The organism is Pseudomonas triticicola (assembly GCF_019145375.1).
GTDB lineage: Bacteria > Pseudomonadota > Gammaproteobacteria > Pseudomonadales > Pseudomonadaceae > Aquipseudomonas > Aquipseudomonas triticicola.
This window is the reverse complement of the sequence record NZ_JAHSTX010000001.1, coordinates 633,551-660,085: the sequence shown is the minus strand read 5'-3', so window position 1 is coordinate 660,085 and position 26,535 is coordinate 633,551. Positions and strand designations below refer to the sequence as shown.

Sequence of the window (26,535 nt, the reverse complement as noted above, 5' to 3'; positions counted from 1 at the left end):
CGACACCGCGCCCCACCTTTCAAACAATCGTTTTCAGGTTGTTGCCGCAGGGGCCATCGATCCACGAATGCACCCTTGAGTGCCCGTCAGCGCTCGGGTAATGTCTTCAGACCCATAGGATAGAGCACGCCCATGACTTCCAAGCTGGAACAACTCAAACAGTTCACCACCGTGGTTGCCGACACCGGCGACTTCGAAGCGATCGCCCGAGTCAAACCGACCGATGCCACCACCAACCCTTCCCTGCTGCTCAAGGCTTCGGCCATTCACGGTTACGCCGAACTGCTGAACGATTGCGTTCGCGACTGCAAGGGCGATGTCGGCCTGGCCAGCGACCGTTTCGGCGTCGCAGTGGGCAAGGAAATTCTCAACGTGGTACCGGGCCGCATCTCCACCGAAGTGGATGCGCGCCTGTCCTTCGACCAGGATGCGATCCTCAAGCGTGCGCATCGTCTGATCGAGCTGTACGACAAGGCCGGCGTCGGCCGCGACCGCGTGCTGATCAAGATCGCCTCGACCTGGGAAGGCATCCGCGCCGCCGAGATCCTCGAAAAGGAAGGCATCCAGACCAACCTGACCCTGCTGTTCTCCTTCGCCCAGGCAGCCGCCTGCGCCGATGCCGGCGTGTTCCTGATTTCGCCGTTCGTGGGCCGTATCTACGACTGGTACAAGAAAGCCAACGGCAACGACTACGCCGGCGCTGATGATCCGGGCGTGCAGTCGGTGACGCGCATCTACAACTACTACAAGGCCAACGACTACAAGACCGTGGTCATGGGCGCCAGCTTCCGTAACATCAACCAGATCGAGCAACTGGCCGGCTGCGATCGCCTGACCATCAGCCCGGAACTGCTGGAGAAGCTCGCCGCCGACACCGGCAAGCTGGAACGCAAACTGGCGCCGGGCAATGCCGGTGAAGCGCGTCTGAGCCTCAACGAAGCGCAATTCCGCTGGTTGTCCAACGAAGACGCAATGGCCACCGAGAAACTGGCTGAAGGCATCCGTCAGTTCGCCCGCGACCAAGAGAAGCTGGAAGCGTTGCTGCGGGCCAAGCTGTGATCTGAGTTTGTAGAATGCAAAAAGGGCGAACCTTCACAGGTTCGCCCTTTTTCATTCTGCATTAAGAGGCGCGTTGACCGAACTGAAACCTTCGCGAGCAAGCTCGCTCCCACAAGGGGATTTGTGATCGAACTGATCCAGTGTGGGAGCGAGCTTGCTCGCGAAGAGGTCGGCCCAGACACCATCAATTCATGAGATCAGTGTCTTTCCAGGGCATTGACCAGATCATGAAACGCTTCACGATTGGAATCGTTCAGGCCCATGAGAATCTTGTGCGCTTCCAGCACCTTGATTCGCACCACTTCTTCGGATTGGTCCTGATCCGGCAGGTCGTCCAGGCACTCCGGGCACGGCACCGGGTGGTTGACGATGTTGAACACCTGCTCGAAGCCCATCGACTGCAAAAGCCGAGTGATGTCTTCGTGGGTGGTGACAACCGTCGGCAACAGGCCGACCTTCTGCCGCGACAGGATCGACAGTTTGGCCAGCAGGCCCAAGGTGGTGCTGTCGATGCTGCGGGTTTCGGTCAAATCGATCACGATCGCGTTGAAATTCAGCGCGGTGAAGATTTTCTCAATAGTCGCATCCAACGCCGAACACAGGGTCAGGCGAACTTCACCGACGAACTTCAGGACGAAGGTGCCGTCCTGCTCGGCGAACTGGATTCTACCGGTACTCATTAAAGATTCCTGCTCAACACCAACAGGGCGATATCATCCGGCATCTCCCCTAGCGTGGCCAAACCAAACACTTGCCGCAGACCATCCAGGCTGCCGCCCGCTGACTTCACCCGTTCGGGCAAGGCAGCCTCTTTTTCTTTGAGCGTTGCTTCCGGCAAAAGGTCCAGAATGCCATCAGACATCAGCGTCAGGCTGAACGTCGGCGGCAGCTCAAGCACGTGATCTTCGTAAGTGGCTTCGTTGAAAAGCCCCACCGGCAGACCACGGCCTTCGAGATAACGAACACTGTCAGGCGTGTACAACACAGGCAAAGGCAGATGGCCGCCAATGCTATAGGTCAACAAACCGGTCTCCTCGTCGATGACTCCACCGACCATTGTGACGTGTTTACCCAGCTTACAACTGATCAGTCCCCGGTTGATATGACCGAGCACTTCCGAAGGCTTGAACTCCGGCAAGGTACCGCTGCGTTTCGATTCGAACAGCAAACGCGTGGTCATGAACTTCAACAGCACCGTGACGAAGGCCGATGAAGCACCATGCCCGGAAACATCCGCCAGATAAAACGCGACCCGGCGCTCGTCGACACGGAAATAGTCGACAAAATCACCCGACAGGTACAACGACGGGATGATCTGGTGGGCAAAGTTGAATTCGTCAATGCTCCACGGGCTTTCCGGCAGCATGTTCATCTGCACCTGGCGACCGGCGTTCTGGTCCTCCTGGAGCAGGTTCAGGCTGGCTTCGAGCTCGCGGTTGGCCTTTTCCAGCTTCTCGCTGTAGCGCTGGTTTTCCACCAGCAGTCGCGCACGATCCAGGGCCCGGCGCACGGAGTGCTCGAGAACAGCCAGATCTTCGAGAGGCTTGATCAGGTAATCCGCCGCGCCCAGGCGCAGGGCCTCGACCGCGTCGTTCATCACCCCGGCACCCGAAACCACGATCACCGGCGTCTCCGGTGAGCGCTCGGTGACCTGACGGATCAGTTCGAGACCGCCCATCTGCGGCATGCGCAGATCGCAGATGACCAGATCGGGCTCGTCTTGCTCGAATACCTGAAGACCCTGTTGACCGTTGCCGGCCTGCAGGACGCTGAAACCACTGTCTTCCAGATAGGCCGCGAGGCTCGCGCGCACTACCTCGTCATCATCGATTATCAGCAGCGTGGCACTGGTTTTTGGCATGTGGGCAAACGGCGCCAGAATTAGGTTGGCGTAGTGAGCGGGGCAACGGCCCTGCGCAGACTACTGGATTCGCTTTCTAGCCTCTCTGTTGCAGCGCTTTCAAGCATTCGCCTGGCGCGCGGTTTAAACAGAGGTGCCCTTCTAAGGCGCAGACGGTACTCCCATCCGCAGAGCGTTTCAAGCATGCGCCGATTGTCGCTTGACGACTTTGTTTGTCAAATCACCGGGAGTTATAAGAACCGCTCCAACGGTAACCCGATGGAAGGTAGCGGCAGTCGCCGGTGACGCTCTGGCGCGGACAAAAAAGGCGACCCGAGGGTCGCCTTTCTGTCGCCGGTCGAAATCAGAAATCGTCTTCGACCTGACCGTCCTTCACCTTGAACTCGCGGTTCTGCAGGTAAGCGTTGCGGATGAAGGTGTATTTGTCGCCGCTGATCAGCTTCTCGCTCGACAGCAGGCTGGCGCGGGTGTCGACGATGTTCAGGCCGAAGATCGAGTTACGCGTCGGCACGTGGTCGATGTAGCGGTACGCGCCGGTGAAGCTGTCGACGTATTTCGACGGTGCGTCACGCAGGGTGCTCGGGCCCATCAGCGGCAGCATCACGTACGGGCCGCTGCCCACGCCCCAGTAACCGAGGGTCTGACCGAAGTCTTCGTCGCTGCGGTTCAAGCCCATCTTGGTGCCGACGTCGAAGAAGCCGAGCAGACCGAAAGTGGTGTTGAAAATCAGTCGGGCGGTATCAACGCCCGCTGCAGCCGGCTTGGCCTGGAGGATGTTGTTCGCCAGGTTGGTCACGTCACCGACGTTGCGGAACATATTGTGAATGCCGTCTTCAACGAACTGCGGGGTGATGAACTCATAACCCTGCGCCAATGGCTTAAGCGCGTAGGTGTCAACGAAGTCGTTGAACTGGAAAATCGGCCGGTTGACGCTTTCCCAAGGGTCTTCTTCGGTGGCCGCCTGGGTGGCGAACGGCGCCAGCAACAGGCTGGCACATACACTTAGCTGAGTGAGCGAAGGGCTCCAGCGCATAGAAAAACTCCTTGGATTTGATACTGGCGCGGACCTCTCGGCCCAAGCATTAAGGCCGCTAGTATAAGCATAAACGGCGATTTGGGCAGTGCGCCGCTGCAAGGATATGCAGGAAGTTTCCTACGCAGGCTTTCACCCGCCTGTCATGCAACTGTCACCCGCGCGCCCTAGTCTTGAGCGTTATTTCAGGGACGTTGCCATGACTCACGCCGAAACCTTGCCCGTCGCCGCGCCCGGCCTGACTGCCGTGCTGTTCGGCCTGAGCGGTTGCCTGGTGGATTTCGGAGCCCGCGCCGCCCAAGAGCTCAACGCCCAGCCGGAACATGCCAAAACTACACCCGGCGCACTCGATAGCCTGAAAAGTTTGCAGCGCCAGGGAATTCCCTGCGGGTGGCTCGACGAATTGCCCCCTGCCCTCGCTCAGCCACTGGCCGCCTCGCTGCCAGACTGGATCAAACCGACGCAACATTCAGCAACAATGAATCCGTGGCCCGCCCCCAACGCCTGCTGGCAAGCGTTGATGAGTTTGAACATCGACCGCCTCGACGGTTGCGTGCTGGTCAGCGGTGAGCCGCGCCTGTTACAAGCCGGTCTGAATGCCGGGTTATGGACGATTGGCCTGGCGTCCTGTGGCTCGCTATGCGGCCTGAGCCCGAGCGAGTGGCAGGCTTTGTCACAAAAGGAACGCGAAAAGTTGCGCGGCAAGGCAACCGTGCAGTTATTCGGCCTGGGTGTGCATTCGGTGATCGATCATCTCGGCGAACTGGACGCCTGCCTTGCCGACATCAGCTTGCGCCGCGCCAAAGGCGAAAAGCCCTGATCGGCGTCATGCAGGTTTACCAAGAGTGGATTAATCTAAAGGTCAGCCATAGACCTTTGGCGCGCGGCTGCGGTCAATGCCAGTGCCTATTGATAAAAGGAAACCACCATGCCCGCCCAAGAACTGCAAAAACAGCTCGATACTCTGCGCGAGCAGCTGGAACACAATCCACCGCTGTCGGAAGCCGAGCGTGAAGATCTGCATGCGCTGATGGCGCAGATCGAATCGGAAATCCAGCTGGAAACTGCCACCCAGGACGCGAGCATCGCCGACGGCGTGAATCTGGCGGTCGAGCGCTTCGAAGTCGAACACCCGGCGATCGCCGGCACCCTGCGCAATATCATGAATACCCTGGGCAGCATGGGCATCTGACGCCCCGCCGCACAAAAAAGCCCTGCCAGCGATGGCAGGGCTTTTTCATTTGCAAAATGTGCATGCAAGCGCTTGTGGGAGCGAGCCTGCTCGCGAAGGCGTCGTGTTAGTCGACATCATCGTTGAATGACACACCGCATTCGCGAGCAGGCTCGCTCCCACAAGGGATATCGCACATTCCGGTTCTTTATTGACGTACGAGCCGGTGATTCGGCAGCTGCACCTCTTCAGTGCTGCGATACGGGTTGATATCCAGCCCACCCCGGCGCACATAGCGTGCAAACACCGTGAGTTTCTGCGGCTTCAACAACCGCTGCAGATCAAGAAAAATCCGCTCAACGCATTGCTCATGGAAATCCGAATGCTGGCGGAAGCTGACGATGTATTCCAGCAGGCTGGCGTGATCCAGTGCCGCGCCGCGATATTCCACCACCACGCTGCCCCAGTCCGGCTGGCTGGTCACCGGGCAGTTGGATTTGAGCAGATGGCTGTGCACGCTCTCTTCAACGATCCGCGAATCATCGCAACGCAGCAGCTCCGGACGCGGGTGTTCATAATTGCTCACGCTGATATCGAGATCGTCGATGCACACGCCCGGCAACGCCACCACGCCTTCAGCTTCCACGTCTTTCAGACTGCGCACCCGCACGCCCACCGGTTTGCCGGCAGCGGCGGAGAGATCCTTGACCAGCGTCGCTTCCAGCGTGGCGACGTCGGCGAACGGCGTCTGGTTCAGCGAGTTGAGGTAGAGCTTGAACGACTTCGATTCGATGATGTTCGGCGAATCCGCCGGGATGCTGAATTCAGCGATCGCCACCACCGGTTTGCCCGAGGGCAGCAGCCACGACAGCTCGAAGCAGTTCCAGAAATCCACGCCTTTATACGGCAGGGTTTCGGCGGTCAGGCCCAGCTCGGCCCATTTCGCGGTGCGCGGAATCGGGAACAGCAGGGACGGCGTGTAAGTGGCGATGTATTCGCTGGATTTGCCCAGCGGCGAATGTTCGGCTGCGGGATGCATGGCGGAAACCTGACTGAAGAATCAGCGGATTCTACCAGCCTTTGCCCGCGCCTTTGAGTGCTTACTGACTGACTGTCAGTTTGCCGACCATGCCGGCCTGATAATGCCCGGGGATATTGCAGGCAAACTCGAGCGCCGTTGCCTTGCTGAAGGTCCAGGTCAACTCAGCAGTTTTACCGGGCTCGACCAGTACGCTGTTGGGGTCGTCATGCTGCATGCCATGGCCCATCGCCGCGTGATCCATGCCTGCCATGTCGTGGGACATTTCTTTCATGCCGGTAGGCGTGAGCATGCCGCTTTGCTGCATCTGCAACATTTCCTGCTGGTGACTGGCATGCATCGCCGTATCACCGAGATTGAATTCGTGCAGTAACTGGCCTTTATTCACCAGTACAAAGCGAACCGTCTCACCGGCCTTGACCTGTATGGCTTTCGGGTCGAAGTTCATGTCGCCCATGACGATTTCGATAGTCCGCGTGGCCTGGCTCGCCGCTGCCGGCTGGCCGAAGGCGAAGGTGTGCACCGGTGTCGCCCAGGCTGGCGTACTCAATCCCAGCAGACAGGCGGCTATTTTCAGCGAGGTGCGCAAAAACATGGTCGTACTCCAACAAGAGAAGGTTCAGCCTGTGGGAAACTCTAACCACCCAGGGCTGGCATCGACCTGACGGGCAGATTACAACTTTGTCAGCTTGGCGCTAATCGCCGGATCTCACGGTATAACGCCTTCGCCCTTTTTCATCCCGAACCAGCCCGAGTCGCCCATGAAACTGTTGATCGTCGAAGACCAAGCGAAAACCGGCCAGTACCTGCGTCAGGGCCTGACCGAGGCCGGATTCAATACCGAGCTGGTGGCCGACGGAATCAGCGGCCAGCAATTGGCCTTGAGCGGCGACTACGCGCTGTTGATCCTCGATGTAATGCTGCCCGGGCGCAGTGGCTGGCAGATTCTGCAAGCGGTGCGCAGCGCCGGCCTCGACACGCCGGTACTTTTTCTCACCGCCAAAGACGCCGTGGAGGACAGGGTTCACGGCCTCGAACTGGGCGCCGACGATTATCTGGTCAAGCCATTCGCCTTCTCCGAGCTGCTCGCCAGGGTGCGCAGCCTGTTGCGGCGCGGCAGCGCAATCGCCCAGGAAACCAGTCTGCAACTGGCCGATCTGCGCCTGGATCTGATCCGCCGCCGGGTCGAACGCAGCGGCCAGCGCATCGACCTGACCGCCAAGGAATTCGCCCTGCTGGAAATGCTCCTGCGCCGTCAGGGTGAAGTCCTGCCCAAATCGCTGATCGCCTCGCAGGTCTGGGACATGAATTTCGACAGCGACACCAACGTCATCGAAGTGGCGATCCGCCGCTTGCGCCTGAAGATCGACGATGACTTTCCCAACAAGTTGATCCACACCGTGCGCGGCATGGGTTACGTGCTCGAAGAGCGTTCGCTGTGATGCGTCGTTGGTCCTTGAGCACGCGCTTGGCGCTGTTGTTTGCCGCTTGCACTGCGGTCGTCTCGCTGTTCGCCGGGGTGCTGTTCGACCGTGCCAGCGAGGCGCACTTCATCGAGCTTGACCAGCAACAACTGGAGACGAAACTGATCGGCCTGCGCCGCGCCTTGCAGGATCTCCAACCTGCCCAGCGCGAGGCGCGGCTGGCCGATGAACTCAGCCGTCAGGCGGATCTGTCGTTGCGCATCACCAGTGGCGACGGACAACACTGGTATGACAGCTCGGTGCAGATTCCGAAGAATCTGCCGCTGCAAACCGGCCTGTCGACCATCAGCCATGACGGCACCGATTACCGCGTGCTGCGCGCCCCGCTCTACCCGGACGCAGCGGATTCGCCACAACTGACGCTGCTGCTGGACATCACCCATCACCAGCATTTTCTTACGCGCATGCAGCATCTGATCTGGCTGACCGTCGGCCTGTCGGCGCTGGCTACTGCCCTGCTCGGGGCTTGGGCGGCGCGCAGCGGTCTGCGCCCGTTGCGGCGGATGAGCGCAGTGGCCCGTGGGATTTCCGCGCAATCGCTGAATGCCCGACTGCCTGAAGAGAAGATGCCGCCAGAGCTTGCGGAAATGGCCCACAGCTTCAACGCCATGCTCGCACGCCTCGACGACTCGTTTCAGCGCCTCTCGGCATTCTCCGCCGACATCGCCCATGAACTGCGCACTCCGTTGTCGAATCTGCTGACCCACACCCAGGTCACCCTTACCCGCCCACGCGCACTGGAGGATTACCGCGAAGCGCTGCACAGCAACCTCGAAGAACTGCAATGGATGGCGCAACTGGTCAACGACATGCTCTATCTGGCCAAGGCAGACCACGGCTTGCTGATGCCCAAGCGCGAACCGCTGGAACTGGCGGATGAAGCTGACATGCTGCTGGAGTTTTTTGCGCCATTGGCGGAAGACGCTGGCGTGAGCTTGAGCCGTGAAGGTGAGGCGCAAATCGAAGGTGATCGCGGCATGTTGCGCCGGGCCTTGTCGAACCTGCTGGATAACGCACTGCGGTTTACCCCGGCCGAGGGTTATGTGCGCTTGAGCATCGTCGACGAGGGGGAGATCGTGCGCGTCTGCGTCGAGAACAGTGGCGAGGGTATTTCCGCGCAATTACTGCCACGTCTGTTCGACCGCTTCTATCGAGCGGATCCGGCGCGGCAGGAAGGCAGCAGTGAGCATGCGGGGTTGGGCTTGGCGATTACCCAGTCGATCGTACGGGCACATGGCGGGCAGATTCATTGCGAATCTGAAGCGGGTTGGACGCGGTTTGTGATCGAGTTGCCAACGGAAGATTGAGGCCAGCAGGTCCGGCCCCTTCGCGAGCAGGCTCGCTCCCACAGTTGGAATGTATTCCACTGCGACATCAAGCCTGCTCTCTGAGGAGGAATGCGCTCCCCTGTGGGAGCGAGCCTGCTCGCGAAAGCGGTCTAAAGGTTACGAATATCTCAAGGCATGCGCCGGTTCGATCTTCGCCGCCCGCCACGCCGGATACACCGTCGCCAGAAAGCTCAGAATGAATCCCGCCGAGCAGATCAACAGCACATCCCCACCCTGCAGTTCCGAAGGCAGGTTGCTGACGAAATACACGTCCGAACTGAAGATATGCTGGCCGGTCACGCGCTCGACCCAACCGACCAGTTCGCTGACATTGAGCGCCGCAATCACGCCCAGCACGCCGCCAATGATGGTGCCGACAATACCGATCACCGTGCCCTGGACCATGAAGATCGCCATGATCTGCCGGGGCGTGGCGCCGATCGTGCGCAGGATGGCGATGTCCGCGCCCTTGTCGTTCACCACCATGATCAGCGTCGCGATGATGTTGAACGCCGCCACCGCGACGATCATCAACAACAGCAGGCCGATCATGGTTTTTTCCATCTTCATCGCGCTGAACAGGCTGCCCTGGGTGTGAGTCCAGTCGTCAGCCTTGAAGTCAGCGCCGAGGCCACTGGCGATGTCCGCAGACACTTTCGGTGCCGCGTACAGATCCTTGACCGCCAGCCGCACGCTCTGCACCTGATTCGGCTGCCAGTGCTGCATGGTCGCGGCATCGGCGACATGAATCAGGCCCATCGAGCCGTCCAGCTCGGCGCCGACCTTGAACACGCCCACCACATTCAGGCGCTGCATGCGCGGGGTGATACCGCCCGGCGCGGTGCTGACTTCCGGGACGATCAGGGTGATCTTGTCGCCGACATTGAGGCGGAAACGCCGCGCGGTGATTTCACCGATCACCACACCGAATTCGCCCGGCTTCAAGGCATCCAGACGACCCTGGACGATGTGCTGGGCAACGATCGACACCTTGCCTTCCTGGGCCGGATCAACGCCGCTGATCTGAATCGGCTGCATCGAACCCTTGTAGGACAGCATGCCTTCCATTTCGGTGAACGGCACGGCGGCCGTCACTTCGGGATTTTTCATCGCAGCGGCGGCCACTGGCTGCCAGTCGTCGATCGGCTTGACGCCAACGATGGTCGCATGGGGCACCATGCCGAGGATGCGCGAGCTCATTTCGCGCTGAAAGCCATTCATCACCGACAGCACCACGATCATCGCCAGCACGCCGAGGGCGAGGCCGATCATCGAGGTCATCGAAATGAACGAAACAAAGCGATTGCGGCGCTTGGCGCGGGTATAGCGCGTGCCGATAAAGATCGATAACGGTCTGAACATTCGCTGGGGCACCGTGTAGAAATAAAAGACCCGGCACCGTTACGGGCGCCGGGTTTCAGCCAGTCAGATGGGCGTCAGGCAACCTTCCTGCAACTGCAGGACGCGGTCCATCTGGCGAGCCAGGTTCATGTCGTGCGTCACCACCAGGAACGCTGTGCGCATCGAAGTGCTCAGCTCCAGCATCAGATCCTGAATGCCTTCGGCGGTATGCAGGTCAAGGTTGCCGGTTGGCTCATCGAGCATCACCAGCCCCGGGTTATTGACCAGAGCACGGGCAATGGCCACGCGCTGACGCTCGCCGCCGGACAGTTCCGCCGGTTTGTGTTCCAGACGATGGCCGAGACCGACGCGCTCCAGCAATGCCGTGGCACGCTGGCGCGCCTCCGGGATGGCGGTCTTGCCGATCAACAGCGGCATGCAGACGTTTTCCAGCGCGGTGAATTCCGGCAGCAGGTGGTGAAACTGGTAAACGAAACCAAGCGCGCGATTGCGCAGCAGGCCCCGCTTCTTCTCGCTTAATGCCGACAGCTCTTCACCGTCGAGCCAGACACTGCCTTTGCTCGGCGTATCGAGGCCGCCGAGCAGGTTGAGCAAGGTACTTTTGCCGGAACCGGATTTACCCACGATCGCCACACGCTCGCCCGGGTGCAACTCCAGTTGCAGGCCGGCCAGCACTTGTACCGACTCAGGACCCTCCTCGTAGGATTTGCCCAGGTTACGGCAGCTCAGAATTGCTTGTTCACTCATGCCCGACTCACTCATAACGTAACGCCTCCGCCGGCTGGGTGCGCGCGGCACGCCAGGCGGGATACAGGGTGGCGAGGAAACTCAGGACCAACGCAGCGGCGCAGACCATGACGACGTCCTGGCTCTGGACCTGCGAAGGAAGATAATCAATGAAATACACGTCAGCATTAAGGAACTTGTGGCCGATCAGCCCTTCAAGCGCCGAAATGGCCGCACTGACATTCAGTGCCGCGAGGATCCCGACCACCGCGCCGATCGCCGTGCCGACCACGCCGATTACCGTGCCCTGAACCATGAACGTGCGCATGATCGTGCCCGGAGTGGCGCCAAGGGTACGCAGAATGGCGATGTCACCCTTCTTGTCGTTGACCACCATCACCAGCGTGGAAATGATGTTGAACGCGGCGACGGCGACGATCAGCAGCAACAGCAGCCCGATCATGGCTTTTTCCATGCGGATCGCCTGATACAGGTTGCCGTGGGTGCGGGTCCAGTCGCGGGCGTAGTAACGGTCCTCACCGAGCTGCTGGGCGATGTTCCACGCCTCGCGCGGGGCCTGGAACAGGTCGTCGAACTTCAGCCGCAGACCCTGCACCTGATCGGCTTTCCAGCGGTGCATTTTCGCCAGATCCTGCAGGTTGGTCACACCAAGGTAGCCATCAAGCTCACCGGCGCCGACATGGAAAATCCCGACCACGGTGAAGCGCTTCATGCGCGGGAACATCCCGGCCGGGGTCACGCTGACCTCCGGCGCGACGAAGGTGACCTTGTCACCGATGCCGACGCCGAGCTTGGTCGCCGCCTTGTCGCCGATGACGATGCCGAAGCTGCCGGGCGTCAGGTCGTCGAGTTTGCCCTGCTTCATGAAGTTGTCGATGATCGACACATTGCGCTCGAGCGCAGGATCAATGGCATTGAGCAACACCTTGGAAACCTGACCGTTGTTGGTCAGCAGGCCCTGCATCTGGGTAAACGGCGCCACCGCCGTCACCTGCCGGTTCTGCTTGACCTTGTCGGCCAGGCTCTGCCAGTCATTGATCGGCTCGCCGGTCTCGAGAGTAGCGTGGGGCACCATGCCCAGCACGCGGGTGCGCATCTCATGGTCGAAGCCGTTCATCACCGACAGCACGACGATCATCACGACCACGCCAAGGGCGAGCCCGATCATCGAAGTCAGGGAAATGAATGACACAAAATGATTGCGACGCTTTGCACGGGTATAACGCGTGCCGATAAATACGAAGAGAGGTCTGAACATGTCGGGGCTTGTTCGGAGGGAAAAGGAACGTCCTTGTGGCGGGGGTCGAAAACCAGCTTTACACTCAGACCACCGCCGCTACCATGGGTTCGCCATGTCGACATTAGATGAAGAAGATCGCCGCGAATACTACCGTATCGAGGACACGATCGCACTGGAAATTAGGCCCCTGTCCGCTCCCGAAGCCGCAGGCCAGGAAGTGTTGCAGGATGCTTCCCCACTCTTCAACCTGCTCAGCGAACTGCACCTGAGCGAATTCGAGTCGCAGCACCTGTTGCGGCAGATCAGCGAGCGCGACCGCGCCATCGCCGCGTTCCTCAAATCGCAGAACAAACGCATCGACCTGCTCAGCCAGGTGATCGCCCTGACCGTGCTCGGCCACATCGGCGAGCCGCAGCCGGTGATCATCTCCGAGGGCGGGATCGACTTTCAGTACCCGACCCCGATTGCCACCGGCGCACACCTGTCGGTGAAACTGGTACTGATGCCGCAGGCGCTTGGCCTGCTGCTGCGTGCCCGGGTCACCCATTGCGATCCCAAGGGCGATGGCTATGACGTCGGCACCGAGTTCGAGCGTCCGACCGATGCCCAGCGCCAATTGCTCGCGCGCTACATCTTGCAGAAGCAGGCTCAGGAACGCCGTCTGGCCCGCGAACAGAACGAATCTGGCATTTAACTTAAGGAAGCACCGTGACCCTCATCTACGGCCACCGCGGCGCCAAGGGCGAAGCACCGGAAAACACCCTGAGCAGCTTTCAGGAATGCCTCAAGCACGGCGTGCGCCGCTGCGAACTGGATCTGCACCTGTCCAAGGACGGCGAGCTGATGGTCATCCATGACCCGACCCTCAAGCGCACCACCGACCGTCGCGGCAAAGTCGTCGAGCACACCGCCGCCGAACTGGTGACCTACGACGCACGCAAGGGCGGCCCGGGCTGGATCAAGCCGTGCCCGATTCCAACGCTGGAAGAGTTGTTCGAGCAATGTGATTTCGAGCACTGGCAGCTGGAAGTCAAAAGCGCATCACGCACCCGCGCGGCGACTACCGTGCTGGCGATTCGGGAAATGGCGCAGCGCCACGGCCTGCTCGACAAGGTGACGATCACTTCGAGTTCGCGGGAAGTCTTGAAGGCAGCGCTGGATCTGGTACCCGACGTATCCCGTGGCCTGGTGGCCGAATACGCATGGCTCGATCCGCTGAAAGTCGCGGCGAGCTACGGCTGCGAGATTCTCGCATTGAACTGGACGCTGTGTACGCCGGAACGCCTGCAGAAGGCGCAGCGTCAGGGCCTGCATGTGTCGGTGTGGACCGTCAACGAGCCTGCACTGATGCGCAGACTCGCCGACTTCGGCGTTGACAGCCTGATTACAGACTTTCCCGGTTTGGCCACTGCCACCCTTGAGAATTGCTGAAATCGGTCTCCCCGGCCGGCTCAGGCCACCGGCCGGAGCCCGTCAAAAAAGCCGGTTGAGGCCGTCGTACGCCGCTACCCGATAGGCTTCGGCCATGGTCGGGTAGTTGAACGTGGTGTTGACGAAATACTTCAGGGTGTTCAGCTCGCCCGGCTGGTTCATGATCGCCTGACCGATGTGCACGATCTCCGACGCCTGATAACCGAAGCAGTGCACGCCGAGCACTTCCAGCGTTTCGCGGTGGAAGAGGATCTTCAGCATGCCCTGCGGCTCACCGGCAATCTGCGCGCGCGCCATGCTCTTGAAGAACGCCTTGCCGACTTCGTACGGCACTTTCGCTTGGGTCAGCTCCTGCTCGTTCTTGCCGATCGAGCTGATCTCCGGAATGGTGTAGATGCCGGTCGGCACGTCATTGACGAAGCGCCAGCTGCCATTGTCGACGATGCTGCCAGCAGCCGAACGACCCTGATCGTGGGCGGCACTGGCCAGGCTTGGCCAGCCGATCACGTCACCGGCACCGTAGATGTTTTCCACGCAAGTGCGGTAGTTCTGGTCGACTTCGATCTGGCCACGGCTGTTGACCTTGACCCCGATGTTTTCCAGACCCAGCGTGTCGGTGTTGCCGGTACGGCCGTTGCACCAGAGCAAGGCGTCGGCCTTGATCTTCTTGCCGGATTTCAGGTGCAGGATCACGCCGTTGTCCACGCCTTCGACGCGGTCGTACTCTTCGTTGTGACGCACGGTGATGTTGTTGTTGCTGAAGTGGTAGCTCAGCGCCTGGGAAATTTCCGAGTCGAGGAAGCTCAGCAACTGGCCACGGTTGTCGACCAGTTCGACCAGCACACCCAGACCACTGAAGATCGACGCGTATTCGCAACCGATCACACCAGCGCCGTAAACGATCAGTTTGCGCGGGGTGTGGCCGAGGCTGAGGATGGTGTCGCTATCGTAGATACGCGGGTGGTGGAAATCGATGTCCGCCGGGCGATACGGACGCGAACCGGTGGCGATGATGATGTGCTTGGCCACCAGTTTTTCCACCACACCGTTGCCGCAGACCACTTCGATGGTTTGCTCGTCGGCGAAGCTGCCGGTGCCGAAGAACACGTCGACGCGGTTACGGGCGTAGTAGCCGGTGCGCGATGCGACTTGCTTGGAAATGACTTTTTCGGCGCTTTTCAACACGTCCGGGAAGGAGAACCAGCGTGGCTCGCCGATCGCGCGGAACATCGGGTTGGTGTTGAACTGCATGATCTGCCGCACCGAGTGACGCAGTGCCTTGGACGGGATGGTGCCGAGGTGGGTGCAGTTGCCGCCGACCTGGCGACGGCTGTCGACCATCGCCACCTTGCGCCCCGCTTTGGCGGCGTTCATTGCCGCGCCTTCTCCCGCCGGGCCGGAACCCAGTACCACCACGTCGTAGTTGTAGACAGCCATGCGTACTCCTCAGAACAGGCCGCGGTGCCAGCAGCACCGGCGGCTAAATCACGCCGAACGGCGGCGCGAAGGAACAATTGGGGGCCAGTGAAGAACCCGGACACAGTCTATAGAAGCGTCAACGCCGCGCACATTAACCCTTGGTCGCGTCGTAGGCTACTTTTGCCTGCACTACAACGCCAGCTTTCGTCTTGTCTTCGGTCAGTTTTTTTCACCGACAAGCTGCGCAAATGCCTGACTGCTGCGGGTGACGAAACCTGTATCGGCACGCAGGACAAAGAATGCAGCAATGTCATGCTCTTGGGCATACTCCCGCGCCCTTTCCGGCCCGAGAATCAGCAACAGCGTCGATAGTCCATCGGCCATCAACGCTGAAGGATGAATCACCGTGACTGACGCCAGGTCGTGTAGGACAGGTCGCCCGCTGCGTGCATCGAAGGTGTGGGAATAACGCCGACCGTCCTGCAGAAAATAGTGGCGGTAGTCGCCGGAGGTGGACACGCCGTAGCCATCGACATCGATAATCCGCTCCGCCACTTGCTGGTCATCGCGAGGCTCTTCGAGAGCGATGCGCCACGCTGAACCATCCGGCTTCTTGCCGCGGGCTTTGAGTTCGCCCGTGGCTTCGACCAGATAATTGTCGATGCCCATGCCCTGCAATCTGGCGGCGATGGCATCCACGGCGTAACCGGCGGCAATACTGTTGAAGTCGACTTCGACGGCGGCGTCCTTGCACAACTGCTCGCCGTCGATGCGCAGATGCTGATGACCGACTCGCTGCATGACCTCGGCCACAGCGGCCGCATCAGGGATCTTTTCTTCGCGTCCTTGCGGGCCGAATCCCCAGAGGTCCAGCAGCGGTTCCACGGTCAGGTCGTAGGAGCCTTCGCTTTGCGTTGAAAGCTGTTCGCCGATGCGGACCAATTCGAGCACCGCTGCCGGCATGGCTTGGCAGCTATCGGCGGGCAAGGCGTTGAAACGCTGGATGGCGGAGTCACTTCGGTAAGTCGACAGCTGCTGATCGACTTCGCCGAGGATGGCCTGCACTTCGCCGCGCACCCGCGCAGGATCGGCGACCCCGGCGTGGCGTACGTATTTGACCGACCAAGTGCTGCCCATGGTCGAGCCACCGACCTGTTCCAGGGAATCGCCGCTGCCGCAGCCGCCGATTGCCACCGCCAACATCACAGGCCCCCACCAGCGTCCAGTTAACAATTCTTCATCTCCCCGCAAAACCACGGCGGCCATTATGAACTACAAGCGCCCGCTCGCTTCCCCATGGCTGCAACGCCTTTATACAAAATTGAACAGTGAGTACCTCCCATGTCCTCCACCACGGGCAAAGGCAAAGCGATCTTTCGCGTTGTCAGCGGCAACTTCCTCGAAATGTTCGACTTCATGGTCTACGGCTTCTATGCCACGGCCATCGCCAAAACCTTCTTCCCCACCGACAGCGCGTTCGCTTCGCTGATGCTGTCGCTGGCGACCTTCGGCGCCGGCTTCCTGATGCGCCCGCTGGGGGCCATTTTCCTCGGCGCCTATATCGACCGACACGGACGGCGCAAAGGGCTGATCATCACCTTGGCGATGATGGCCGCCGGTACGGTGCTGATTGCTTGCGTGCCCGGCTACGCGACGCTCGGTGTCGCCGCGCCGCTACTGGTGTTGTTCGGCCGTCTGTTGCAAGGCTTCTCAGCGGGCGTGGAACTGGGCGGCGTGTCGGTGTATCTGGCGGAAATCTCTACGCCGGGGCGTAAAGGCTTTTTCGTCAGTTGGCAGTCGGCCAGCCAACAGGCAGCCGTGGTGTTCGCCGGCCTGCTCGGCGTTGGCCTCAACCACTGGCTGAGTCCGGAGCAAATGGGCGAATGGGGCTGGCGCGTGCCGTTCCTGATCGGCTGCATGATCGTGCCGGTGATTTTCTTCATCCGTCGCTCGCTGGAAGAAACTCCAGAATTCCAGGCGCGCACCCACCGCCCTACCCTCGGCGAGATCGTCCGCTCGATCGGCCAGAACTTCGGCGTCGTCATTGCCGGCATGGCGCTGGTGGTGATGACCACGGTGTCGTTCTACCTGATCACTGCGTACACGCCGACGTTCGGCAAGGCCGAGCTGCATCTTTCGGACCTCGACGCCTTGCTGGTGACGGTGTGCATCGGCTTGTCGAATTTCTTCTGGCTACCGGTGATGGGCGCGCTGTCCGACAAGATCGGCCGCAAACCCTTGCTGTTGGCAGCGACGATTCTGGCGATCCTGACGGCGTATCCGGCGCTGTCGTGGCTGGTGGCGAACCCGAGCTTCAGCCATTTGCTGATTGTCGAACTGTGGCTGTCGTTTCTTTATGGCTCGTACAACGGCGCGATGGTGGTGGCGCTGACCGAGATCATGCCGGTGGAAGTGCGCACGACCGGTTTCTCGCTGGCCTACAGCCTGGCGACGGCGACGTTCGGCGGCTTTACCCCGGCGGCGTGTACCTACCTGATCCACGTGCTGGACAACAAGGCAGCACCGGGGATCTGGCTCAGTGGCGCGGCGGTGTTGGGGTTGATTGCGACACTGGTGCTGTTCCGTGGCAACCGGCATGAGTTGCGCACGGCGCAGGCTTCGGTAGCCAGCGGCGCCTGACAGAATGCTTTCGCGAGCAGGCTCGCTCCCACAGAAGATTGTGAACGACACTGATCCAGTGTGGGAGCGAGCGTGCTCGCGAAGAGGCCGGCAAGGACGCTGAAGATCCAACAGGCCCACAAACAAAAACGCCCCGACAAATGCCGGGGCGTTTTCATTCAAGCCTGAGGCTTAGCGCGGGAACGCTGGCGGATTCACATCAGCCATGTCTTCCATTACGCGAACTACCTGGCAGCTGTAGCCGAACTCGTTGTCGTACCAAACGTACAGAACGACGCGGTTGTCCTGCACGATGGTCGCTTCAGCATCGACCACACCGGCGTGACGCGAGCCGACGAAGTCGGTCGACACCACTTCCTGCGAATTGACGAAGTCGATCTGCTTGTGCAGCTCGGAGTGCAGCGCCATGTAGCGCAGGTACTCGTTCATCTCTTCACGGGTGGCGGCTTTCTCAAGGTTGAGGTTGAGAATGGCCATCGACACGTTTGGCGTCGGAACGCGGATCGCGTTACCGGTCAGCTTGCCGGCCAGCTCAGGCAGAGCCTTGGCAGCAGCGGTAGCGGCGCCGGTCTCGGTGATCACCATGTTCAGCGCGGCGCTGCGGCCACGGCGATCGCCCTTGTGGAAGTTGTCGATCAGGTTCTGGTCGTTGGTGTACGAGTGAACGGTTTCGACGTGACCGTTGATGATGCCGAACTTGTCGTTGACCGCTTTGAGCACCGGCACGATGGCGTTGGTGGTGCAGGAAGCAGCCGAGACGATCTTGTCGTCAGCGGTGATTTCACCGTGGTTGATGCCGTGAACGATGTTCTTCAGCTTGCCCTTGCCAGGCGCGGTCAGAACAACGCGGTCGATGCCCGGGCAGGCCAGGTGCTGACCCAGTCCATCGGCGTCACGCCATACACCGGTGTTGTCCACCAGCAGCGCGTCTTTGATGCCGTACTGGGTGTAATCCACCTCGGTCGGGTTCTTCGCGTAGATCACCTGGATCAGGTTACCGTTGGCGGTGATGGTGTTGTTTTCTTCGTCGATGGTAATGGTGCCGTTGAACGAACCGTGTACCGAATCGCGACGCAGCAGGCTGGCGCGTTTGGTCAGGTCGTTTTCGGCGCCTTTGCGCACGACGATGGCGCGCAGACGCAGGCCGTCGCCACCACCGGTTTTCTCGATCAGGATGCGCGCCAGCAAACGGCCGATACGACCGAAGCCGTAAAGAACAACGTCGGTGCCTTTGCGGGCCGAGGCGTTCTGCTGGCCAACCACGTCAGCCATCTCTTCACGCACGAACTGCTCGGCGCTGCGGCCGTTGCCTTCGTTACGGAACTTGAACGCCAGCTTGCCCAGATCCACCGACGCCGCGCCGAGCTTGAGCTCGCTCATGGCCTTGAGCAGTGGGAATGTTTCGTGGACGGAGAGTTCGCTGTCGTCGGAAGAACGGTGGCGAGCAAAGCGGTGAGCTTTGAGAATCGCGATGACAGACTGGTTGATCAGGCTGCGGCCATAGATCGAGCTAACCACGTTGTTATTGCGGTAGAGCTGACCGATAAGCGGGATCATCGCTTCTGCGAGTGCTTCACGGTCGATCCATTCACCAAGACACTGGTCGGGCTTCTGAGTCACGGTAACCTTCCACATGTAGGGGCAGAAAAAAGGGGCTACATTATGCCGCCGACAAGCCCTTTCAGCAATGCGCGCTTGTCGCGCAATCGGTAACAAATTTCCGTTCAAAAAATTTACGCCCTTCTCCAGCCCAGTAAAACCGGGGCTTTCAGCGCAGTCAATTTTTCGACGACTGTTAGACGATGTCTGTAACCCTCCGTAACACCACCCGGTTTCGGCACTACATAACCATGAAAAAAGTGCTCGTTTTTATGGTTACCACTACATTTCGTCCAAACCATGAAGATAGACGCAGTCTGCAACTGACAGGCGGCACCGGAGGCCGCTACAATTACCGACTTTGTCGCAACGCCTGGAGCTCAACCTTCCGTGCCTGTTCTGCGTCTACCGCTACTCCCTGCCGAAGCAGGTAAACAGCACTGGGGCAATCTGCCCGGTGCCGCCCTCAGCCTGGCGATTGCCGAGGCTGCCAGCGCTGCCAAGCGCTTTACCCTGCTGCTGACCGCCGACAGCCAAAGCGCCGAACGGCTGGAACAGGAGCTGAGTTTCTTCGCCCCGGATTTGCCCGTACTGCATTTCCCCGACTGGGAAACCCTGCCCTACGACCTGTTCTCGCCGCACCAGGACATCATTTCCCAGCGCATCGCCAGCCTCTATCGCCTGCCGGAACTGGCCCACGGCGTGCTGGTGGTACCAATCACCACCGCCCTACATCGCTTGGCGCCGACCAAATTCCTCCTCGGCAGCAGCCTGGTGCTGGACATCGGCCAGAAGCTCGACGTCGAACAGATGCGTGCGCGGCTCGAAGCCAGCGGCTATCGCTATGTCGACACGGTGTACGAGCACGGCGAGTTCACCGTACGCGGCGCGCTGATCGACCTGTTCCCGATGGGCAGCAAGCTGCCGTATCGCATCGACCTGTTCGACGACGAAATCGAAACCCTGCGTACCTTCGATCCGGAAACCCAGCGCTCGATCGACAAGGTCGAGTCGGTCAAGCTGCTGCCGGCCCGCGAGTTTCCATTGCAGAAAGACGCAGTCACCCGCTTCAAGGCGCGTTTCCGTGAGCGCTTTGACGTCGATTTTCGCCGCTGCCCGATCTTTCAGGATTTAAGCAGCGGTATCACCCCGGCCGGCATCGAGTACTACCTGCCGCTGTTCTTCGACGAAACCTCGACGCTGTTCGACTACCTGCCCCAGGACACCCAGGTGTTCTCGCTGCCGGGCATCGAGCAGGCGGCGGAAAACTTCTGGAACGACGTGCGCAATCGTTACGAAGAACGCCGCGTCGATCCTTCGCGTCCTTTATTGCCACCGGCCGAACTGTTCCTGCCGGTAGAAGATTGCTTCGCGCGTCTGAAGAATTGGCCGCGAGTCGTCGCCAGTCAGCAAGACGTTGAAAGCGGTGTCGGCCGTGAACGCTTCCCGGCGCACGCGCTGCCGGATCTGGCCATCGAAGCCAAAGCCACGCAACCACTGGCGGCGCTGGCCGGCTTCCTCGAAGAATTCCCCGGTCGCGTGCTGTTCACCGCCGAATCGGCGGGTCGTCGCGAAGTCCTGCTGGAACTGTTGGAACGCCTGAAGTTGCGGCCGAAAACCGTCGACAGCTGGCCAGACTTCGTTGCCAGCAAGGATCGTCTGGCGATCACCATTGCCCCGCTCGACGAAGGTCTGCTGCTCGACGACCCGGCGCTGGCACTGGTGGCGGAAAGCCCGCTGTTCGGCCAACGGGTCATGCAACGTCGCCGCCGCGAGAAGCGCAGCGATGTCAGCAACGATGCGGTGATCAAGAACCTCACCGAACTGCGCGAAGGCGCGCCGGTGGTGCATATCGATCACGGCGTCGGCCGCTACCTGGGCCTGACGATTCTGGAAATCGACAATCAGGCCGCCGAATTCCTCACCCTCGAATACGCCGAGAACGCCAAGCTCTACGTGCCGGTGGCCAACCTGCACCTGATCGCGCGTTACACCGGCAGCGACGATTCGCTCGCGCCGCTGCACCGCCTCGGCTCGGAGACCTGGCAGAAAGCCAAGCGCAAAGCCGCCGAGCAGGTGCGTGACGTCGCCGCCGAATTGCTCGACATTTACGCCCGTCGCGCCGCCCGTGAAGGTTACGCCTTCGCCGACCCGAAGGCCGATTACGCCACCTTCAGCGCCGGTTTCCCGTTCGAAGAAACACCCGATCAGCAAGCCACCATCGAGGCCGTGCGCGAAGACATGCTCGCGCCGAAACCGATGGATCGCCTGGTCTGCGGCGACGTTGGCTTCGGCAAGACCGAAGTGGCCATGCGCGCCGCGTTCATCGCCGTGCACGGCGGTCGTCAGGTGGCGATTCTGGTACCGACCACCCTGCTCGCCCAGCAGCACTACAACAGCTTCCGCGACCGCTTCGCCGACTGGCCGGTGACCGTGGAAGTGATGAGTCGCTTCAAGTCGGCCAAGGAAGTCAACGCGGCGATCGCCGATCTGGCGGAAGGCAAGATCGACATCGTCATCGGCACGCACAAACTGCTGTCCGACGATGTGAAGATCAAAAACCTCGGTCTGGTGATCATCGACGAAGAACACCGCTTTGGCGTACGCCAGAAAGAACAGCTCAAGGCCCTGCGCAGCGAAGTCGACATCCTCACCCTGACTGCGACGCCGATTCCGCGCACGCTGAACATGGCGGTGTCGGGCATGCGCGATCTGTCGATCATCGCCACGCCGCCAGCGCGACGCCTGTCGGTGCGCACCTTCGTCATGGAACAGAACAAGAGCACGGTCAAGGAAGCCCTGCTGCGTGAACTGCTGCGTGGCGGTCAGGTTTACTACCTGCACAACGATGTGAAGACCATCGAAAAATGCGCCGCCGACCTCGCCGAACTGGTGCCGGAAGCGCGCATCGGTATCGGCCACGGGCAGATGCGCGAACGTGAACTCGAACAGGTGATGAGCGACTTCTACCACAAGCGCTTCAACGTGCTGATCGCCTCGACCATCATCGAGACCGGCATCGACGTGCCGAGCGCCAACACCATCATCATCGAGCGCGCTGACAAGTTCGGCCTGGCCCAGTTGCACCAGTTGCGTGGTCGTGTCGGCCGCAGTCACCACCAGGCCTACGCCTACCTGCTGACGCCGCCGCGCCAGCAGATCACTTCCGACGCGGAAAAGCGTCTGGAGGCGATCGCCAATACCCAGGACCTCGGCGCCGGTTTCGTGCTGGCGACCAACGACCTGGAAATCCGTGGCGCCGGCGAACTGCTCGGCGATGGTCAGAGCGGGCAGATTCAGGCCGTCGGCTTCACCCTGTACATGGAAATGCTCGAGCGCGCGGTGAAGTCGATCCGCAAGGGCGAGCAGCCGAACCTCGATCAACCGCTTGGTGGCGGCCCGGAAGTCAATCTGCGGGTGCCGGCGCTGATTCCGGAAGATTATCTGCCGGATGTGCATGCGCGGTTGATTCTGTATAAACGCATCGCCTCGGCCACCGACGAGGAAGGCCTCAAGGATCTGCAGGTGGAGATGATCGACCGCTTCGGCCTGTTGCCGGAGCCGACCAAGAACCTGGTGCGGATCACCGCTTTGAAATTGCAGGCGGAAAAGCTCGGCATCAAGAAAGTCGACGGCGGGCCGCAAGGCGGGCGTATCGAGTTCGAAGCGCAGACGCCGGTTGACCCGATGACCCTGATCAAGCTGATCCAGACGCAGCCCAAGCGCTACAAGTTCGAAGGCGCGACGATGTTTAAATTCCAGGTGCCGATGGAGCGCCCGGAAGAACGTTTCAATACTGTCGAGGCGCTGTTTGAGCGTCTCATCCCGAAATCCGCTTGAAGGACGCCCGATGCGCCTGTTCCGCTCTCTGACTTTGTTGCTTGCACTTGCAGCACCGACGGCGTTTGCCGATGACACGTATCAGGTCGAAATGATCCTGGTGCGCCAGAATGCTGTCCCGGCCATCGTCAGCCGCGCCGCCCCGGAAGACTGGGCCGCAGGCGCCCAGCGTCTGGGCAGCGACAGCCAGCGCACCCCAGCGCTGAATGATGTGGTGAGCAAACTCACCGCCAGCGGCGAGTACACCGTGCTGATGCACAAGGCCTGGCAGCAGAGCCTCGGCGAAGCGCCGGCGAAAGTCGCGGTGAGCGAAGGTCAGGAGCAGTTCGGCCAGTTCCCGATCGAGGGCACGCTGGAAATGAAACTCGGCCGCTTCACCGACGTCACCGCCGATTTCTGGGTCAATCAGATCGACGCCAATGGCCTGGTCACCGCCAGTGAGCGCCTGCGCCAGGACAGCCACACCAAGAACGGCCAGCTCAATTACCTCGACAACGGTCATCTGGCCCTGCTGATCAAGATCACTTCCCTGACCGCGCCAGCGCCTCGCGAAGCGCCTGAAGTCGTGCCGGACTGATCGAAGTCCTTATGCCGCCGCCCCTGAGCAAACCGCTGGCCCCGTCGTGGGTCAGCCGATTCAAAGAACAGAGTCTGGAGCGCGGCCGCCGCTACGCTTTGGAGAATCGGGTGCGCATCGCCCAGGTCGGCGATGCGACCATCACCGCCAGTTGCGAAGGTTCTGGCGGTAGCGTTTACCGACAAACCATCCATCTGCGCGAATCGGCCAAAGCCACTCTGCTGCTGGTCGACGCCACCTGCACCTGCCCGGTGCGCAGCAACTGCAAGCACTGCGCGGCGGTGCTGCTGAAAATCCAGGAAACCCTCGACTACCCCGCCGCCGCGAAAGACGCCGAGCTGCTGGAAAAACTCCAGGCCGTGCTGGAAAACCGCAGCCCGAAAGCGCCGCCGCAAGTGTTGGTGGATAACGTGCAACCGGTGCCGCGCCTATGGCTGGCGAGCGTCGAGTTCAGCGCCTTCGAGCCGCGCAACGGCAAGATGCAGCGCTACATTCAGCACCGCGCGGCGCTGTCGTTCAGCTATCTGGACGAATACGTCAGCGGGCAAAAACACAGCGATATCCTGATCCGTCAGGAAGCGCAGACCCTGCGGATAAAACGCCACCCGGATGTCGAACAGTCCTACCGCGAACAGTTGCGCATCCTCGGTTTCCGCATCGCCACCCGGCAGAGCAAAGCGCTGCCGGAAAGCGCCGGCGAACTCTACGAGATGGTCAACGACAGCGCCTGGCTGACCTTCACGCTGAATGACTTGCCGAAGTTGCGCAGCCAGGGCTGGGAGTTGCAGATCGATGAGGAATTCGGCTTCGACCTGACCGCCGTCGACGACTGGTACGCCACCGTCGAACAGGCGCCGGAGCGCGACTGGTTTGATCTGGAACTGGGCATCATCGTCAACGGCGAGCGCCTGAGCCTGCTGCCGATTCTGCTGAATCTGATGCGCTCGCACACCGAGATCCTCAACCCGGAACGCCTCGCCCGCCGTCGCGATGACGAGCTGATTCTGGTCAACATTCCGCAACGCACCAGCGAGCATGGGCCGTTGCAAGTGGCGCTGCCCCTCGGTCGCTTGAAGCCGGTATTGATGACGCTGGGCGAGTTCTATTTGCAGGAGCCGGGCGAAACAACCCTGCGCCTGAGCAAGGCTGACGCGACCAGGCTCAATTCGCTGGAAGGCCTGCCGCTGTTGTGGGAAGGCGGCGAGCAGATCCGCACCTTCGCCCAGCGGCTGCGCGACATCCGCGATTTCACTGCCGAAGCGCCGCAAGGCTTGAACGCGACGCTGCGCCCGTATCAGCTCGAAGGCTTGAGCTGGATGCAATCGCTGCGGCAACTGGAAGTCGGCGGGATTCTTGCCGATGACATGGGCCTGGGCAAAACCCTACAGACCCTGGCGCATATTCTCAGCGAGAAGAACGCCGGACGCCTCGATCGTCCGTGCATGGTGGTGATGCCGACCAGCCTGATTCCGAACTGGCTCGACGAGGCGGCGCACTTCACCCCGCAACTGAAAGTCCTCGCACTGTACGGCGCGACGCGCAAAAAGCACTTCGACAATCTGGCCGACTTCGACCTGATCCTCACCACTTACGCCCTGTTGCCCAAGGACCTTGAGCGCCTGGCCAAACAGCCGCTGCACGTGCTGGTGCTGGACGAAGCGCAATACATCAAGAACCCCAACAGCAAAGCCGCTCAGGCCGCGCGCGAGCTGAACGCGCGCCAGCGCCTGTGCCTCAGCGGCACGCCGCTGGAAAACCACTTGGGCGAGCTGTGGTCGCTGTTCCACTTCCTGTTGCCGGGCTGGCTTGGCGACGTGAAAAGCTTCAATGCCGATTACCGTGTGCCGATCGAAAAGCGCGGCAGTGAAGTCAGACTGCAACACCTCAACGGTCGGATAAAACCGTTTCTGCTGCGCCGCACCAAAGAGCAGGTCGCCACGGAGCTGCCGCCGAAAACCGAGATCATCCATTGGGTCGAACTCAACGAAGCGCAGCGCGACGTGTACGAGACCATGCGCCTGGCGATGGACAAGAAAGTCCGTGACGAGATCACTCGCAAAGGCGTGGCACGCAGCCAGATCATCATTCTCGAAGCATTGCTCAAGCTGCGCCAGGTCTGCTGCGATCTGCGCCTGGTCAACGACGCCACCCTGCCCGCACGCGGCAGCACCTCGGGCAAACTCGACAGCCTCATGGAAATGCTTGAGGAACTGTTCGAAGAAGGCCGGCGGATTCTGCTGTTCTCGCAATTCACTTCGATGCTGACATTGATCGAAGAGGAATTGAAAAAACGCAAGATCGCTTACGCCCTTCTCACTGGCCAGACCCGTGACCGGCGTACACCGGTGAAGGAATTCCAGAGCGGCACGCGTCAGATCTTTCTGATCAGCCTGAAGGCCGGTGGCGTCGGCTTGAACCTCACCGAAGCCGATACGGTGATTCACTACGACCCGTGGTGGAACCCGGCAACCGAGAATCAGGCGACTGACCGGGCCTATCGAATCGGCCAGGAAAAACCGGTGTTCGTCTACAAGATGATTGCCCGGGGCACGGTGGAAGAGAAGATTCAGCACCTGCAGAAGGAAAAGTCCGACCTGGCAGCGGGCGTGCTCGATGGGCGCAAGGCCGGGGACTGGAAATTGCAGAGCGATGATATTGAAGCGCTGTTTGCGCCGTTGCCGGACAAGATCGACAAGCGCTGAAAG

The 26,535-nt window shown here is 60.6% G+C and carries 22 protein-coding genes; 11 read left to right on the top strand and 11 right to left on the bottom strand.

Features of this window, described 5'->3' with window-relative positions; genetic code table 11:
- The first annotated feature begins 132 nt into the window (after window positions 1-132).
- A complete protein-coding gene (gene tal, locus KVG85_RS02980) occupies window positions 133-1,059 on the top strand; it encodes a transaldolase (RefSeq protein WP_217862937.1) in 927 nt (308 codons plus the stop codon).
- 197 nt (window positions 1,060-1,256) lie between these two features.
- Here tal and rssC read toward each other — a convergent pair whose 3' ends face one another.
- The 3 genes from rssC to KVG85_RS02965 all read right to left on the bottom strand — a co-directional run bounded on the left by rssC (window position 1,257) and on the right by KVG85_RS02965 (window position 3,953).
- On the bottom strand, window positions 1,257-1,739 hold the full coding sequence (gene rssC, locus KVG85_RS02975) for an anti-sigma factor antagonist RssC (protein WP_003226553.1): 483 nt from the start codon (window positions 1,737-1,739) through the stop codon (window positions 1,257-1,259).
- On the bottom strand, window positions 1,739-2,920 hold the full coding sequence (rssB, locus tag KVG85_RS02970; protein WP_217862936.1) for a two-component system response regulator RssB: 1,182 nt from the start codon (window positions 2,918-2,920) through the stop codon (window positions 1,739-1,741). The genes rssC and rssB overlap by 1 nt, the downstream gene beginning before the upstream one ends.
- 343 nt (window positions 2,921-3,263) lie before the next feature.
- On the bottom strand, window positions 3,264-3,953 hold the full coding sequence (locus tag KVG85_RS02965; RefSeq protein WP_016775470.1) for an MlaA family lipoprotein: 690 nt from the start codon (window positions 3,951-3,953) through the stop codon (window positions 3,264-3,266).
- 199 nt (window positions 3,954-4,152) lie between these two features.
- Here KVG85_RS02965 and pcrP point away from each other — a divergent pair, with 199 nt between their 5' ends.
- On the top strand, window positions 4,153-4,773 hold the full coding sequence (gene pcrP, locus KVG85_RS02960) for an HAD superfamily inactivated hydrolase PcrP (protein WP_217862935.1): 621 nt from the start codon (window positions 4,153-4,155) through the stop codon (window positions 4,771-4,773).
- A 108-nt stretch (window positions 4,774-4,881) separates the two neighbouring features.
- Window positions 4,882-5,145 (top strand): DUF4404 family protein, encoded by a 264-nt coding sequence (locus KVG85_RS02955; protein WP_016775472.1) that lies wholly within the window; start codon window positions 4,882-4,884, stop codon window positions 5,143-5,145.
- Window positions 5,146-5,332: 187 nt separating this feature from the next.
- On the opposite strand, the gene queF is transcribed toward KVG85_RS02955, so the two are convergent.
- Complete coding sequence (gene queF, locus KVG85_RS02950; RefSeq protein ID WP_217862934.1) at window positions 5,333-6,163, bottom strand: NADPH-dependent 7-cyano-7-deazaguanine reductase QueF; 831 nt, start codon at window positions 6,161-6,163, stop codon at window positions 5,333-5,335.
- A 61-nt stretch (window positions 6,164-6,224) separates the two neighbouring features.
- Window positions 6,225-6,758, bottom strand: coding sequence for a copper-resistant cuproprotein CopI (gene copI / locus KVG85_RS02945; protein ID WP_217862933.1), 534 nt, complete (start codon window positions 6,756-6,758; stop codon window positions 6,225-6,227).
- A gap of 166 nt (window positions 6,759-6,924) precedes the next feature.
- Here copI and KVG85_RS02940 point away from each other — a divergent pair, with 166 nt between their 5' ends.
- Together KVG85_RS02940 and KVG85_RS02935 are read left to right on the top strand one after the other, a co-directional pair.
- Window positions 6,925-7,605, top strand: a complete 681-nt coding sequence (locus KVG85_RS02940; RefSeq protein ID WP_071173049.1) for a heavy metal response regulator transcription factor — start codon at window positions 6,925-6,927, stop codon at window positions 7,603-7,605.
- On the top strand, window positions 7,605-8,954 hold the full coding sequence (locus tag KVG85_RS02935; RefSeq protein ID WP_217862932.1) for a heavy metal sensor histidine kinase: 1,350 nt from the start codon (window positions 7,605-7,607) through the stop codon (window positions 8,952-8,954). Before KVG85_RS02940 ends, KVG85_RS02935 begins: the two co-directional genes overlap by 1 nt.
- Window positions 8,955-9,092: 138 nt before the next feature.
- Here KVG85_RS02935 and KVG85_RS02930 read toward each other — a convergent pair whose 3' ends face one another.
- The 3 genes from KVG85_RS02930 to KVG85_RS02920 all read right to left on the bottom strand — a co-directional run bounded on the left by KVG85_RS02930 (window position 9,093) and on the right by KVG85_RS02920 (window position 12,342).
- On the bottom strand, window positions 9,093-10,337 hold the full coding sequence (locus tag KVG85_RS02930) for a lipoprotein-releasing ABC transporter permease subunit (RefSeq protein WP_071173051.1): 1,245 nt from the start codon (window positions 10,335-10,337) through the stop codon (window positions 9,093-9,095).
- A 63-nt stretch (window positions 10,338-10,400) separates the two neighbouring features.
- On the bottom strand, window positions 10,401-11,099 hold the full coding sequence (gene lolD, locus KVG85_RS02925) for a lipoprotein-releasing ABC transporter ATP-binding protein LolD (protein WP_024013628.1): 699 nt from the start codon (window positions 11,097-11,099) through the stop codon (window positions 10,401-10,403).
- On the bottom strand, window positions 11,092-12,342 hold the full coding sequence (locus KVG85_RS02920; RefSeq protein ID WP_024013629.1) for a lipoprotein-releasing ABC transporter permease subunit: 1,251 nt from the start codon (window positions 12,340-12,342) through the stop codon (window positions 11,092-11,094). The genes lolD and KVG85_RS02920 overlap by 8 nt, the downstream gene beginning before the upstream one ends.
- Window positions 12,343-12,436: 94 nt before the next feature.
- Here KVG85_RS02920 and KVG85_RS02915 point away from each other — a divergent pair, with 94 nt between their 5' ends.
- Together KVG85_RS02915 and KVG85_RS02910 are read left to right on the top strand one after the other, a co-directional pair.
- Window positions 12,437-13,018, top strand: coding sequence for a PilZ domain-containing protein (locus tag KVG85_RS02915; protein ID WP_016775478.1), 582 nt, complete (start codon window positions 12,437-12,439; stop codon window positions 13,016-13,018).
- Between the two features lie 14 nt (window positions 13,019-13,032).
- Window positions 13,033-13,755: a glycerophosphodiester phosphodiesterase gene (locus KVG85_RS02910; protein WP_008087738.1), complete on the top strand. Its 723-nt coding sequence runs from the start codon at window positions 13,033-13,035 to the stop codon at window positions 13,753-13,755.
- Window positions 13,756-13,797: 42 nt separating this feature from the next.
- Here the strand turns inward: KVG85_RS02910 and sthA are convergent, their stop codons facing one another.
- Both sthA and KVG85_RS02900 read right to left on the bottom strand, forming a co-directional pair.
- Window positions 13,798-15,192, bottom strand: a complete 1,395-nt coding sequence (gene sthA, locus KVG85_RS02905; protein ID WP_016775479.1) for a Si-specific NAD(P)(+) transhydrogenase — start codon at window positions 15,190-15,192, stop codon at window positions 13,798-13,800.
- 201 nt (window positions 15,193-15,393) lie between these two features.
- A complete protein-coding gene (locus KVG85_RS02900; protein WP_217862931.1) occupies window positions 15,394-16,377 on the bottom strand; it encodes an FAD:protein FMN transferase in 984 nt (327 codons plus the stop codon).
- Between the two features lie 138 nt (window positions 16,378-16,515).
- On the opposite strand from KVG85_RS02900, the gene KVG85_RS02895 reads away from it, so the two are divergent.
- Window positions 16,516-17,814: an MFS transporter gene (locus KVG85_RS02895; RefSeq protein ID WP_217862930.1), complete on the top strand. Its 1,299-nt coding sequence runs from the start codon at window positions 16,516-16,518 to the stop codon at window positions 17,812-17,814.
- A 171-nt stretch (window positions 17,815-17,985) separates the two neighbouring features.
- Here the strand turns inward: KVG85_RS02895 and KVG85_RS02890 are convergent, their stop codons facing one another.
- A complete protein-coding gene (locus KVG85_RS02890; protein ID WP_016775482.1) occupies window positions 17,986-19,449 on the bottom strand; it encodes a glyceraldehyde-3-phosphate dehydrogenase in 1,464 nt (487 codons plus the stop codon).
- Window positions 19,450-19,803: 354 nt separating this feature from the next.
- On the opposite strand from KVG85_RS02890, the gene mfd reads away from it, so the two are divergent.
- Genes mfd through KVG85_RS02875 form a run of 3 tightly spaced genes read left to right on the top strand, consistent with a single transcriptional unit; the run spans window position 19,804 to window position 26,532 of the window.
- Window positions 19,804-23,253, top strand: a complete 3,450-nt coding sequence (gene mfd, locus KVG85_RS02885; protein WP_024013632.1) for a transcription-repair coupling factor — start codon at window positions 19,804-19,806, stop codon at window positions 23,251-23,253.
- 10 nt (window positions 23,254-23,263) lie between these two features.
- Window positions 23,264-23,830, top strand: a complete 567-nt coding sequence (locus tag KVG85_RS02880; RefSeq protein ID WP_071173055.1) for a CsiV family protein — start codon at window positions 23,264-23,266, stop codon at window positions 23,828-23,830.
- Window positions 23,831-23,841: 11 nt separating this feature from the next.
- A complete protein-coding gene (locus tag KVG85_RS02875) occupies window positions 23,842-26,532 on the top strand; it encodes a DEAD/DEAH box helicase (protein WP_122703556.1) in 2,691 nt (896 codons plus the stop codon).
- Window positions 26,533-26,535 lie beyond the last annotated feature (3 nt).